This is a genomic window from Natronomonas sp. CBA1123 (assembly GCF_009741925.1).
In the GTDB taxonomy this organism is placed as follows: Archaea; Halobacteriota; Halobacteria; order Halobacteriales; family Haloarculaceae; genus Natronomonas.
Window position 1 is genome coordinate 1 of record NZ_WPCC01000004.1, and the last position, 12,222, is coordinate 12,222.

15 protein-coding genes, 1 tRNA gene and 2 pseudogenes are annotated in these 12,222 nt (G+C 63.8%); 5 read left to right on the forward strand and 13 right to left on the reverse strand.

The genetic code is table 11. The features are described 5' to 3' along the window. Window positions 1-764: 764 nt before the first annotated feature. From hisH to GJ631_RS03145, 4 genes are all read right to left on the reverse strand, one after another. Window positions 765-1,412 carry an imidazole glycerol phosphate synthase subunit HisH gene (hisH, locus tag GJ631_RS03130; RefSeq protein ID WP_156707754.1) on the reverse strand — a complete coding sequence of 216 codons (648 nt, stop codon included), beginning with the start codon at window positions 1,410-1,412 and terminating at the stop codon, window positions 765-767. 137 nt (window positions 1,413-1,549) lie between these two features. Next, the gene (locus tag GJ631_RS03135; RefSeq protein WP_156707755.1) at window positions 1,550-2,134 is read right to left on the reverse strand and encodes a uracil-DNA glycosylase family protein; all 585 of its coding nucleotides are present in this window, start codon (window positions 2,132-2,134) and stop codon (window positions 1,550-1,552) included. Between the two features lie 24 nt (window positions 2,135-2,158). Beyond that, window positions 2,159-2,749 carry a DUF99 family protein gene (locus GJ631_RS03140; protein ID WP_370518542.1) on the reverse strand — a complete coding sequence of 197 codons (591 nt, stop codon included), beginning with the start codon at window positions 2,747-2,749 and terminating at the stop codon, window positions 2,159-2,161. A gap of 1 nt (window position 2,750) precedes the next feature. Next, window positions 2,751-2,924, reverse strand: coding sequence for a DUF5786 family protein (locus GJ631_RS03145; RefSeq protein WP_156707756.1), 174 nt, complete (start codon window positions 2,922-2,924; stop codon window positions 2,751-2,753). A 104-nt stretch (window positions 2,925-3,028) separates the two neighbouring features. Between GJ631_RS03145 and GJ631_RS03150 the strand changes: the two genes are divergently transcribed. Beyond that, entirely contained in the window at window positions 3,029-3,640 is a 612-nt protein-coding gene (locus tag GJ631_RS03150) for an MBL fold metallo-hydrolase (RefSeq protein ID WP_156707757.1), read from the forward strand. Between the two features lie 67 nt (window positions 3,641-3,707). Here GJ631_RS03150 and GJ631_RS03155 read toward each other — a convergent pair whose 3' ends face one another. After that, window positions 3,708-3,857 (reverse strand): 50S ribosomal protein L40e, encoded by a 150-nt coding sequence (locus GJ631_RS03155; RefSeq protein WP_156707758.1) that lies wholly within the window; start codon window positions 3,855-3,857, stop codon window positions 3,708-3,710. Window positions 3,858-3,960: 103 nt separating this feature from the next. Between GJ631_RS03155 and GJ631_RS03160 the strand changes: the two genes are divergently transcribed. Next, entirely contained in the window at window positions 3,961-4,998 is a 1,038-nt protein-coding gene (locus GJ631_RS03160) for a hypothetical protein (protein WP_156707759.1), read from the forward strand. Window position 4,999: 1 nt separating this feature from the next. Here the strand turns inward: GJ631_RS03160 and GJ631_RS03165 are convergent, their stop codons facing one another. Then, complete coding sequence (locus tag GJ631_RS03165) at window positions 5,000-5,503, reverse strand: DUF367 family protein (protein ID WP_370518543.1); 504 nt, start codon at window positions 5,501-5,503, stop codon at window positions 5,000-5,002. A 39-nt stretch (window positions 5,504-5,542) separates the two neighbouring features. Further along, window positions 5,543-6,767, reverse strand: a pseudogene (locus GJ631_RS19400) (site-2 protease family protein). Window positions 6,768-6,842: 75 nt separating this feature from the next. Here GJ631_RS19400 and GJ631_RS03175 point away from each other — a divergent pair. Next, window positions 6,843-7,223 carry a cupin domain-containing protein gene (locus GJ631_RS03175; protein WP_156707760.1) on the forward strand — a complete coding sequence of 127 codons (381 nt, stop codon included), beginning with the start codon at window positions 6,843-6,845 and terminating at the stop codon, window positions 7,221-7,223. Between the two features lie 447 nt (window positions 7,224-7,670). On the opposite strand, the gene GJ631_RS03180 is transcribed toward GJ631_RS03175, so the two are convergent. Further along, complete coding sequence (locus tag GJ631_RS03180) at window positions 7,671-7,967, reverse strand: GYD domain-containing protein (RefSeq protein ID WP_197424794.1); 297 nt, start codon at window positions 7,965-7,967, stop codon at window positions 7,671-7,673. A 154-nt stretch (window positions 7,968-8,121) separates the two neighbouring features. Between GJ631_RS03180 and GJ631_RS03185 the strand changes: the two are divergent. Next, window positions 8,122-10,150, forward strand: a pseudogene (locus tag GJ631_RS03185) (DEAD/DEAH box helicase). Here GJ631_RS03185 and GJ631_RS03190 read toward each other — a convergent pair. The 3 genes from GJ631_RS03190 to GJ631_RS03200 form a co-directional block, all read right to left on the reverse strand. Further along, window positions 10,151-10,384 carry a hypothetical protein gene (locus GJ631_RS03190; RefSeq protein ID WP_156707762.1) on the reverse strand — a complete coding sequence of 78 codons (234 nt, stop codon included), beginning with the start codon at window positions 10,382-10,384 and terminating at the stop codon, window positions 10,151-10,153. Beyond that, on the reverse strand, window positions 10,381-10,617 hold the full coding sequence (locus GJ631_RS03195) for a hypothetical protein (RefSeq protein WP_197424796.1): 237 nt from the start codon (window positions 10,615-10,617) through the stop codon (window positions 10,381-10,383). The genes GJ631_RS03190 and GJ631_RS03195 overlap by 4 nt, the downstream gene beginning before the upstream one ends. Window positions 10,618-10,702: 85 nt before the next feature. After that, window positions 10,703-10,978 carry a pro-sigmaK processing inhibitor BofA family protein gene (locus GJ631_RS03200; protein WP_156707763.1) on the reverse strand — a complete coding sequence of 92 codons (276 nt, stop codon included), beginning with the start codon at window positions 10,976-10,978 and terminating at the stop codon, window positions 10,703-10,705. 85 nt (window positions 10,979-11,063) lie between these two features. Between GJ631_RS03200 and GJ631_RS03205 the strand changes: the two genes are divergently transcribed. Continuing rightward, window positions 11,064-11,136: transfer RNA gene (locus tag GJ631_RS03205), tRNA-Pro, on the forward strand. 29 nt (window positions 11,137-11,165) lie between these two features. Here the strand turns inward: GJ631_RS03205 and GJ631_RS03210 are convergent. Next, window positions 11,166-11,732, reverse strand: a complete 567-nt coding sequence (locus GJ631_RS03210; protein WP_156707764.1) for a class I SAM-dependent methyltransferase — start codon at window positions 11,730-11,732, stop codon at window positions 11,166-11,168. Continuing rightward, entirely contained in the window at window positions 11,732-12,172 is a 441-nt protein-coding gene (locus tag GJ631_RS03215; protein WP_156707765.1) for a DUF302 domain-containing protein, read from the reverse strand. Before GJ631_RS03215 ends, GJ631_RS03210 begins: the two co-directional genes overlap by 1 nt. Between the last annotated feature and the right edge of the window lie 50 nt (window positions 12,173-12,222).

The following is a 12,222-nucleotide window of genomic DNA, read 5'->3' on the forward strand; positions in this document are numbered from 1 at the left end:
TCGAGACCTTCTGAAACGAACTTTTTGCGCCTCGGGTCGCGCGGAGCGCGACCCCTCGGCGCAAAAACTTCGATGAAAAAGGCGGCGACTCGCTTCGCTCGTCGCCGTGAACCGCGCGCCTGCGGCGCGCGGATGCTCCGCTCTCTGTTCTGTTGAACTAATCTGCGAGAGATATTTTGACTTCGGCTCCGGTTGGTACAGGGCAAGCAATCATCGGTTGAATCGGGTTGAAATATTATGTATGAAACATCTGAAGTGGAAATAATGCTTGACCCCGTTCTTGGCTCCGCTCTCTTAGGGATAGCCGGTGTCTCGTTCTTGGTGGGTGCGTATTCAGCGTATCAGCGCCACCAACGACAGAAGAGTTCGGGCACGGAACGGCAAACCGAAGAGTTTCGCTTGCGACAGAGTATGAGTCAAGCGAAAATTCCTGCATTACTCGTGTTTTTGCCAACCGCAATTAGCAGCGTCCTCGCCTCCTTGTTTGTCGGTCGGGCAGGTGGCCCTCCGCCAACGAGCGTATACCTGATGGAAATCGGGGGTGTGATACTTATTCTCGGGACGATTATCGGTGGGGCCACTATTATTGGAAGTATTGTCGGTGGAGTTCTTTAGCAAACGGCCTCAACGAGTGAATAGCTGACTCCCTTCCGCTCAATCCGCAGCCCTACGTAACGACTGTTTCACTGAGAACAGAGCCTCATGAATATATTTCAACAGCACCGTTCTTTCGTCCCTTCAGTACTGATGACTCGGCGATATCGTCACCGCTCGATACAGTAGTCGACGAAGTTTCGGAGGATGCGGAGGCCCGTCTCGCCGGATTTCTCGGGGTGGAACTGCGTGCCGAAGACGTTACCCGCCTCGTTTGCGACAATGGCCGGGAAGTCGATATCGTAGTCGGTCGTCGCGACGACGGCGTCGTCGCTGTCGGGGGCGGCGTAGTAGGAGTGGACGAAGTAGGCGTAGTCGCCGTCGACGCCCTCCGCGATGGGGTGTTCGCGCTGGACGGATAGTTCGTTCCAGCCCATGTGCGGAACCTTCTGGCCCTCGCTGAAGCGGACGTTGCGGCCCGGAATCAAATCGAGGCCCTCGACGTCGCCCTGTCCGACGTGGTCGGCCTCCTCGCTGGAGGTCAGAAGCATCTGCATCCCGAGACAGATGCCGAACAGCGGTTTGCCGTCGGCGGCGGCCTCGACGAGCGGTTCACGGAACGGCCCGGCGTTGTCCATGCCTTCGCTGAACGCCCCGACGCCCGGCAGGACGATGCCGTCGGCGGTCTCGAAGTCGGCTGGGTCGTCGGTCAGCGTCACCTCGGCGCCGGCGCGTTCGAGCCCCCGGGTCGCACTCCGGAGGTTCCCGAGCCCGTAGTCGACGAGGACGACCTCGGCGGTCCGTTGGGTGGTGCTCATACTCGTTGGTGGGCGGGCGGGGGCAAAGTGGGTTTCCATCCCCGGAGTCAATATCCGAGTACAGACGTGCGCGGATTGGCGCAGGCCGAACAACTCGTTCGCGTGTTCGTCAATTTTCGTCTCGGAAAACTGTATCTCTAAAAGTCTCCAAGCCGCGATTGGCCGTCGCTTCCCTCGTCGTCGACGAGGGCGAGTGCTTCGTCGAGGGCGTCGTCGAAGGTTTCCCGTTGGCTGGGGTCGTACAGCGTCGCTGCGGGGTGGACACAGACGAGCAGCCGTCGCGTCGACCCGGCGATGCGGGCGTCGTGGAGCGTGCCGGCCTCCTTCGTCACCGCGACCGACCGCTCCAGCAGATGTTCGGAGGGAACTTTCCCGAGCGTCACGACGACTGCGGGGTCGACGGCGTCGATTTCTGCTTCGAGGTACTCTCGGCAGTTCTCCCGTTCCTCGACGGTCGGGTCGCGGTTCTCCGGCGGCCGACAGCGAACGCAGTTGGTGATGCGAACGTCCCGGCGTGCCAGTCCGCGGTCCCGGAGCGCCTCGGTCAGCACGTCGCCGGAGCGACCGACGAACGGTTCGCCCTCGGCGTCCTCCTGTGCCCCCGGTGCCTCGCCGACGAACAGCAACTCGGCGTCGGTCGCCCCGACGCCGTTGACGATGCGACTCCGGGAGGCACACAACTCCTCACACCGAGTGCAGTCGTGAACTGCGATGTCGTCCATGACGGTCGGTCATTGGCCGGCGAGTTAATCCCGCCGGAACTCGTCGTCTTCCGTCCGCTCTCGGAACGCGTCCACGCGTCGAGCGGCCCGTTTTGCCACCCGAAGCGGTTCGGGCCGACGTTCGGGGGTGTAGGCGGCGACGATACTATCGGCTTCCGCGGCCTCGATGCCGACGCTCCGAACGAAGAGGTCCCGACCGTCGACCGTAACACGCCGCCGCTCCGGCAGCGCCAGATAGCTGTCGAGGCGGCGTTCGCGCTCGGCGCCCTCGAAGGCGTCTTCGATGGCTTCGGAGAGTCCCTCGCTGTCCTCGAAAGTGACGGCGACGACCGGCCGGTCGGTCGCCTCGTGGAGCACGTCGAGGTCGGGTATGTTGTACCACGCGAGCGCGACGCCGGCGAGGAACACGTACCGAACGTCCGGGCGGTCTAAGCGACGCCAGCAGTCGATAATGGCGTCGGTTGCGTCACTGCCGCCGACGGTACACGACCCGAAAACGAAGTCGTCGACGACTCGGTTAGCGCGAACCACCGCGCCACCGAGTGTGCTGCTCGCGCCGTCGTCGGTGCCTCGGTATGATTCCGCGATGCCGAGCGCGCGGCGGCCGGGTTTCACCTCACTGCCCTTTGATTTCCTCGAACGTCTCCAGGAGGTCTTCGCTGGAGGCGTCGTCGTACTCGAATTCGACCTCGCCGTCGTGAGTGGGCAGCGTCGACTGGTCGGATTCCTCGATGTCGGTATCGATTTGCTGGGACTCCTGTTCGGATTCGTCGTAGCTTCCGAACCCCATGGTCGTCCGTGGGTACGTGTTTCATGATTGTAAATGATACGCCGCTCGGAGTCGTCGCCGATGGTGCCGCCAGCATCAATACGCCGCGGCATGAGGTGGTTCGTATGGACGTAACCAACGTAACCGCGGACGCGGAGACGTTCACCTGCAACGCGTATCTCGTCGAGGGCGACCGAACGGTACTCGTCGACGCGGGTGCGATGGAGGGTGTCGTCGATGTCATCCGCGAACACACTGACGGCCTCGACGCCGTCGTGTTGACACACCAGCACGGCGACCACGTCGCTCAACTCGACGCGGTTTTGGACGCTTTCGACGCGCCGCTGTACGCCTACGCCGACCACCCGCGCCGGGCCAGCGACCTCGACGACGGCGAGCAGGTGTTCATCGGCGACGAGGCTTTCGACGTGGTGTACACGCCGGGACACGCCGACGACCACGTCTCCTTCGTCTCGGAGACGACGCTGTTCAGCGGCGACGTGGTCGTCCACGACGACGGCGCCTTCGACTACGGCAGTTTCGGCCGCACCGACATGGCCGGCCAATCGAGGGAACGGCTCATCGAGAGCATCGAGACGTTACTCGACCGGATGGGCGATGGCGTCGAACACATGTACGCCGGCCACGGCGAGGAGTTCCACGGCGACGTTCGGGACGTGGTGGAGACGGCACTCGGCCGAGCGGAGAAACGCGAACCGAAGTACCCCGAAGAGTAGCGACGGCGAGCCACAGCGACGAGCCGATGGCTACCGGACGCGATTGACGAGAGAAACGAGTGCCGGCTTAGGCCGCGCGGCGCTCCTTCGCCTTCGGACGGAGGTTCTTGTAACCGCACTTGCGGCATCGTTTCGCTCGCTTGGAGTTTCGGGCGTTACAGCGCATGCAAATCATCTTCTCGAGGGTGCGCTTTTCCGCCTCTTCGAAGTTAGCCATACGCGTTCGGAGGCGGTCGCTACCGTTTAACCTTTCCCTTCGTCGTCGCTCGCCGACCGTCCCGTTCGAGTGGATTTAGGTGGTTCCTCATCGAAGCCGGGGTATGTACGACCGACTCGCGGACCTGCCGCTCGTCGTCGACGACTACGAGCTCGACGCCGCCCAACGCGACGTTTCGAGTGGGTTCACACGTGTTTCCACGACGATTTCGCTGTCCGGCGACGGCGAGACCGGCCGCGGCGAGGACGTGGGCTACGACGCCGACGACCAGCGACTGTTTCAGGACGCTTACGCCGACGGCGGCCTCGACCTTTCGGGAGCGTACACGCTCGATTCATTCTCCGAACACCTCGATACGCTCTCGCTGTTCCCCGAACCGCCGGCGAACGAGGCCGACGCCCACTATCGGCGGTGGGGCTTCGAGAGCGCGGCGCTGGATTTGGCACTGCGGCAGGCCGACACCGACCTCGGGAGCGTCTTGGACCGGACGTACGACCCGGTCCGGTTCGTCGTCAGCACGCGACTGGAGTCGCCCGAACGCCTCGACGACATCCGGTCGGTCGCTCCCGACGCCGAGTTCAAACTCGACCCCACCGAGGAGTGGGACGAGGCGTTCTGTGCCGCAGTCGCCGAACGCGGCGGCGTCCGGACGCTGGATTTGAAGGGTCACTACGAGGGGACGACCGTCGACGGCTCCGTCGACCCCGACCTCTATCGACGGGTCGCAGAGACGTTCCCGGAGGCCGTCATCGAGGACCCCGCGGTGACCGACGAAACGCGACCTATCCTCGAATCTGTCAGCGACCGACTGTCGTGGGACGCGCCGATAACGAGCGTCGCAGACATCGAGGCGCTGCCGTTCGAACCGAACTGGCTCAACATCAAACCCTCCCGGTTCGGGACCGTCGAGTCGCTGCTCGCTGCCATCGACTACTGCGAAGACAACGGAATCTCGATGTACGGCGGCGGACAGTTCGAACTCGGCGTCGGCCGCGGACACATCCAACTGCTCGCCTCGCTGTTTTACCCCGAGACGCCGAACGACGTGGCGCCGGGTGCGTACAACGCGACTGACCTTGACGACGACCTACCGCAAAGTCCGCTCGACCCGCCGGCCGACCCCGTTGGCTTCCGGTGGTAATTCACTCCTCGCCGCGGTCGAGGTACTCCTGTTGGACGGCGACGACCTCCGCGGAATCCGCACAGTCGGCGTAGCGCCGGAGGGGTTCGTCGTTCAACTCCAGAAACGTGTGGCCCCACCGGAACTTCCCGAGCAGTTCCTCGGCGTGGTCGCGCTCGCCGAGGATACACAGCGCCGCGGCGAACGCCTCGACGGTGTTCAACTGGAACGGCGTCCCGTAGTTGACCGGATTAGCGGCGACGAGAAACGGGAGTGCCCGGTGTGGGCCGTCGAGTTTGAACGCCTCGGCCTCGGCGGTTTCCCACGAACAATCGAGGGCGACGAGGGCATCGCTTTCGTCGGCATCGGCCGGCGACAGCGCCTGCTCGGCGTGGGGGTCGAGCACGATACCGGGCGGGGTCGCCCGCGCCGAGCGATGGAGGTCGACGAAGTCGAAGCGCGCGAGTTTTCGAGCCGAGCACTTCTCGGGGTCGTCGTCGCCCTCGTATCTGACGTGGAGGTCCACACCGACTCCAGCGCGTCGGCGAAGAAAAGCCCCTCGGCGTCAGGCTCGCTCGCGGTCCAGCGCCTCGGCGGCCCGAGTGTCGCCGCCGACGGAGCGGCGACTCGGCGACCCGCCCGATTTCACGATGTCGAGGGCGGTCATCACGTCGGTTCGGGAGAGCAGGCCGACCAGCCGGCCGGACTCCTCGGCGGTTTCACCCTCGATGACGAGCAGGCGGCCGACGCCGTTCTGCTGCATCGTCTCGAAGGCGGTCATCACCGGCACGTCCGGTTCGACGGCGTGGATGTCGTGGCTCATGATGTCTTCGACGCGGTAGGCGTCGCGTTCGACTGCGTCGACCTCGCGGGCGTCGTCGAGGGTGACGACGCCGGCGACGCGGTCGCCCTCCATGACTGGGTAGCCGGTGTGGCGCTCACGGAACATCCGTTCGACCAACTCGGCGACGGTCGTCTTCGGGGTGACCACGTCGAGTCGGTCCCGGGGCGTCATCACGTCGCCGACGGTGACGCCATCGAAGGCAGCGTTCATGACCGTCCGCGTCGATTCCGAGGCGGCGGCGATGTAGATGAAGAACGCCAGCACGATGAGAAACGGATTGAAGTTCACGAGCAGGCCGAACAGCCCCAGGAGGATGGCGAACAGTTGGCCGACGCGGGCGGCCTGCTGGGTCGCCTGTGCGTGTGGTCGGTTCCGGGCCAACAGTGCCCGGAGGATGCGGCCGCCGTCCATCGGAAAGCCCGGGAGCATGTTGAACACCGCCAACACGATGTTCATGATGGCGAGATACGCGAGCGTGAACTGGGGTGGCTTCCAAGAGGAAGCCGCCGTCGGGAACCGTCCGGAACGCGAAGTAGGCGGCGACGCCGGCCAGCACCGAGACGATGGGGCCGGCGATGGCGATGTTGAACTCCTGTTTCCAGTCTTCGGGAATCTCCTGCATCTGTGCGATGCCGCCGAGCAGCCACAGCGTAATCGAGTCGATGTGGACGCCGTAGCGACGCGCCACCAGCGAGTGGCCGAACTCGTGGAGGACGACACAGAAGAACAGCCCCAACGCGGCCGCCAACCCGATACCGAAGCGGGTCCCGGTCGACGCCGCGAGCACGCTGGCGTCGAAGGCGACCGTGAACTGCGCGTTGAGGAGTTCGACGAGACTCTCTAACTGGATGCCGATGAGGTAGGCGAACACCGGCAGAATCAACAGGAACGTCAGGTCCAATTTGATGGGTATTCCGAAGGCGCTGCCGACGCGGAAGTTCTTCATGGGTGTCAGTGGGTCCGCGAACCTATTAAAAGACTGACCGACGGGTTCGTACTCCCCCGGTTCGTAGTCCCGAGTATGTCCGAACCTGAACCAGACCGACCGCTCGTCCGCCGCGACGACGACATCGAGTACGAACCAGTCTCCGCCGCCGAGGGCCTCTCGAAGGGCGTCCTCGTCGGCCCCGAACACGGAACGCCGAACCTCGCGTTGCGGCGGTTCGTCCTCGACGCGGGCGCCGAGGTGCCGAAACACACCAACGACATCGAACACGAGCAGTACGTCCTCGAGGGCGAGTACACCGTCGGACTCGGGGACGAGGAGTACACCGTCTCCGCCGGCGATTCGCTGCACATCCCCGCCGGCACGGTCCACTGGTACCGCAACGAAGGCGACGACCCGGGAGCGTTCATCTGTGCGGTGCCGAACGGCGACGACGCTATCGAGTTGCTGGAATAGCAGTAGATAGTATCGCGACTTCGTCAGTCAGAATACTCCCTGAAACCGAATCTGGTCGTCCGGTCACTACACGTGCAAACCCGACGCTCTCGGTTCGGTGCGTCTTGGGTATGGAGTAGCGGTCGCTCCTCGGTGTTAGAGTGACGGGGTAGGTCAGCCAGCGGCAATTACACGTGGAAACCACGTGAGTTGAAAGGTGGCTGTCTGACCGTGCCGTCTATCTTCTTCTCTCTGCTACCGCTACAAAACCCCTCCGGTACAACCGGGTGCGTGTCGGGGTGTTCGAGAAACCCGGTCTGAGCGCGACGGCCGCTGTACCGACCTATCGGTGACTCTCCTATACTGAACCCGAGTTCCATGAGCTGTTCTGAATAATGAAACCGATTGTCTACTACTCATAATGGAGTCTCCGGCTGTTGGGCCGTGGGATACCCGAGGTGGGTGCCGTCAGGCTATCTTTTCGACGACCTCCGCGTCCCACTCGGCTTCGGTGAATGCCGGCAGCGTCTCGACGCTCGTGTTGCCCTCACCGCGGAACGTGATGGCTGCGCGTGCGGCCGCACCGTCGTCGGGGTATTCGGCGACGGCGACCACGTCGTACCGGCCGAACGTGTAGTAGAAGTCCAGCAACTCCCCGCCGTGGTCGGCGACCATCTCCCGTGCGGCCTGCCGTCTGTCTGGACTCCGCTCCATCGTTTCGAGGCTCTCCTTGCCGAGTTCCATCAGGTGGACGTAGGTTGGCATTGGTTTCCCTCCTCGTCCTCCCGACTCCGAGCGGGAGGACAGTGTGTTAGAGTACCACACGCTCGATATTATAGGTTGGTCGCCCATTCGCCGGTTGGCATCCGTTTGCATCCGTCCCGGACGACTGAAATACCCCGATACACTACACACCCTCGTGTCACAGCAGGTCGCCGAGGTCGACACGCTGTTCCTCCACGAGGCGCGTGACGATTTCACCGTGGTAATCCGCCGCGACGGCGAGCGACTGCTACAGGGCCGTCTCGACCTCAAGGAGACGAGTGCCGGTCCCCGTCCCGGCCGCTTTCGGGTGAAAGACGGCGACGACGAGATACCGCGCCGCCCCGAGCAGTTCGTCGAGATGGCTCGACGCGCCGGCCGAATCCGCATCTCCCAGCAGACCTCCCGGGAGGGCCGCCGGGACCTCGAGGCCATGCTGGAGGGGTATCAACTCGACGCGAAACAGGTCCGGACCTGCCGCATCTGTGCGGGCAAGGGCCGATACTCGCCGCTGACCTCCGAGACGGCCATCAAATACGACAACGAACACATCTGTCTCGACTGTGCGAAACGGGAGCTCGAACGGGAGGCGAACTATCGTGGCCTTCGCTCGGGCGCGCGGGACCGCCTCGAGGACCTCCTGTTGGAGGTCGGCGACCTCGAACGCGTTGCGAACCTGCTCTCGGGGCAACTCGACCCCGAGTTGACGAAGTTCGACGAGATTTCGGCGACGACCGACGACATCGACCTCGTTCCGACGAGCGACATCGACGTACACCCGGAGTTGAAAACGCGACTCGAAGAGTTCGACACCCTGCTGCCCGTCCAGAGCCTCGCCGTCGACAACGACCTCCTGAAGGGACGGGACCAGCTCGTCGTCAGCGCCACCGCGACCGGCAAGACGCTGGTCGGCGAACTCGCCGGCATCGACCGCGCGCTGAAAGGGGAAGGGAAGATGCTGTTTCTCGTCCCCCTCGTCGCGCTGGCGAACCAGAAACACGAGGACTTCGAGGACGACTACGGCGACTTACTGGACGTGACGTTGCGGGTCGGCGCCTCCCGCATCCGGGATTCGGGCAACCGCTTCGACCCCGGAGCCGATGTCATCGTCGGCACTTACGAGGGCATCGACCACGCGCTGCGGACCGGCAAGGACCTCGGCGACATCGGCACCGTCGTCATCGACGAGGTCCATACGCTGGGCGAGGAGGAACGCGGCCACCGCCTCGACGGACTCATCTCGCGGCTCAAACACTACTCGGAGAGCAACGACTGCGACACCCAGTACGTCTATCTCTCCGCGACGGTCGGCAATCCCGGCGACCTCGCCGGGAAACTCGACGCTCAACTCATCGAGTTCGAGGAACGTCCGGTGCCCATCGAGCGCCACGTTACCTTCGCCGACGGTGGCGAGAAGTTGGACATCGAGAACAAACTCGTCCGGCGGGCCTTCGACTCGAAATCCTCGAAGGGGTATCGCGGCCAGACAATCATTTTCACGAACTCCCGGCGGCGCTGTCACGAGATATCCCGACAACTCGAGTACGATTCGGCGCCGTATCACGCGGGTCTCGATTACGGCCGCCGCAAGCAGGTCGAACGGCAGTTCGGCGAGCAGGACCTCGCGGCCGTCGTCACCACGGCGGCGCTCGCGGCGGGGGTCGACTTCCCGGCTTCACAGGTCATCTTCGACTCGCTGGCGATGGGCATCGAGTGGCTCTCGGTTCAGGAGTTCGAACAGATGCTGGGCCGCGCGGGCCGCCCGGACTACCACGACAAGGGGACCGTCTACACGCTCGTCGAACCCGACTGCTCGTATCACAGTTCGATGGAGATGACCGAAGACGAGGTGGCGTTCAAACTGTTGAAGGGGGGAGATGGAGCCGGTCGTCACGCGCTACGACGAGGCCGCCGCAATCGAGGAGACGCTCGCCAACATCACCGTCGCGGGCAAGCGGGCGAAGGCGCTCAACGACCGCATGGTCGGGGAGGTGCCGACGAAACACGCCGTCGGCAAACTCATCGAGTACGAGTTCATCGACGGCTTCCAGCCGACGCCGCTCGGGCGAGCGGTCACCGAACACTTCCTCGCGCCCGACGAGGCCTTCGCGATGCTCGATGCGATTCGGAAGGGCGTCGACCCCTACGAACTCGTCGCGGAAATCGAACTCCGCGACGAGCACTGATTACTCGGCGGGCGCGATGCGCCACGTCGTCGCGTTGGTGTAGGACCACTGCTCGATGTCGAGGGTCTCCGCCGAATCCTGCAGTCGGCCGAGCAGCACGCCAATTTGGGACGCCGAGAGGTCGAGGTCTTCCGCGAGGAACTTGCTCTTGACGTATATCTCGCCGTCGGCCGCGCGACGTTCGAGGTACTCGAGGAGGCGGCCGGCGGGGTGGGTCTGTTGGCGCATCGTCATGGCTGTGAGCGGTGCTGGTGGCCGACGACTATCGAGACGGCATTGAGCGCGACCAACGCGACCAGTTCGGTTTCGGAGACGACACCGGCGTCGTACAGCAGGACCGCGACCACGTACACCAGCGGGAAGACGGCGGCGGCCCAGAACGCCACCCCCTCGACGATACTGAGGAGCGTTCCGGTGGCCGCCCGGAGGGGTTCGAACAGTCGGCGAGGCACCGTGACGTGTCGCATACGAGAGCGAACGCACGGGGATATCAAAGGGGTACCCTAAGCTCAAACGGCCGTTTGTGCTACTCGGTCTCAAAAGACAACGGCGCTACACTAATAGCGGTGCCATCGTCCCGACGAAGGCGATGTCGAGATACGCCAACGCGATGACGAGTATCGCACCGGGGACGCCGCCGACGGCACAGACGAGCACCGCCACCGCCGTTATCTCTATCGGCACTCCCAGGAAACTGGCTACGAACAGGATTATCACGCCGACGACGGCGTTGACGATGAACGGTTTGACGGCCTTGATGACTCGATAGGCGCCGAACAGCAGCGCCAACACGAGCACGAACAGGCCGATTTCGACTGGTGTTACCATATCGACGCGATTCTCTGTGCGAAGATATAGCCCTTGGGGCCCGGAACGAAACGTTTTCACGCTCGGGGGGTCTCGGTAGGAATGCGGGACCGTGGGGTAGCTTGGTATCCTTCAGCGTTTGGGACGCTGTAACCCCGATTCAAATTCGGGCGGTCCCACTTTCTGTCGAGGTGTTTCGGCCCAGTAGCTACTCCGACGGCGCCGTCGCCGTGAGCAGGAACGTTTCCGGTCGAACGGCCTCGTGCGTGACGGTGAACCCCGCCTCCCGGAGGGCGTCGACCGCTTCCTCGGCGGTGAATCGCTCGTCGACCGGCGGACCATAGCTTCCGTCGCCCGAGGCGGCCCAGTCGACGATGGCGAGGGTTCCCTCGCTTTTCAGCACGCGAGCGATTTCTGCGAGCGCCTCGTCGCTGGCGAACTCGTGGTACGTCATCGTCGAGAACGCACCGTCGAGGCTCCCGGTGGCGAGCGGGAGGTCGCCCACGCCGCTCGTCACGAGTTCGACGTTGTCCGGAACGCCTTTCTCTCGGTAGTAGTCGTGCATCGACTCCTGAACGTCGACTGCGTGCACCGTGTCGACGTGCGGGGCAACGTCGTCGGTGAAAAACCCCGTGCCGCTCCCGAAGTCGGCGACGTGGTCGTCGTCGCTCGGCGAGAGCGCCCAGAGCAACTCCTCGGCCGAGAGGAACCGATACCGCTTGCCCGCCTCTTCGAGCTTGTCGGCACGCTCGGCGTCGAAGGTGTGAAACCCCATTATAGGTTCTCGAAGGCGTCGTCGACGAGTTCACCAGTCTCGGCCACGATGTCCGCCATCTCCTCGTCGTCGGGTGCCATGCCGATGAGCCGGGCGATGCGCATAATCGAGACGTGATAGACGCGCTGGGTGCCGGGACTCTCCTCCCAGATAACGACGTTGCAGGGCATCAGCGCGCCGAGTTTGTTGTCGGTCGCGTTGAGCGCCTTCTCGGCAACCGCCGGATTGCAGGCGCCGAGCACGTAGTAGGGGTCTCGGCCGGCGTCGACCTTCTCGTTGAGCATCTCCGAGGGCGAGAACTCGACTGGGATGCCGAACCCGGCGTCTGTGAACACCTCGCGGACGTGTTCGATGGCTTCCTCGTGGTCCATCTCCAGGGTCGCTTCGGCTTCACCGATGTCGTCGGGGCTAATCTGTGTCGGGTCAATTGGGAGCGTCATTCCTGTGGAGTATTGGGCTCTCGGGACAAACCCCTTTCGGGTTCTTCGGA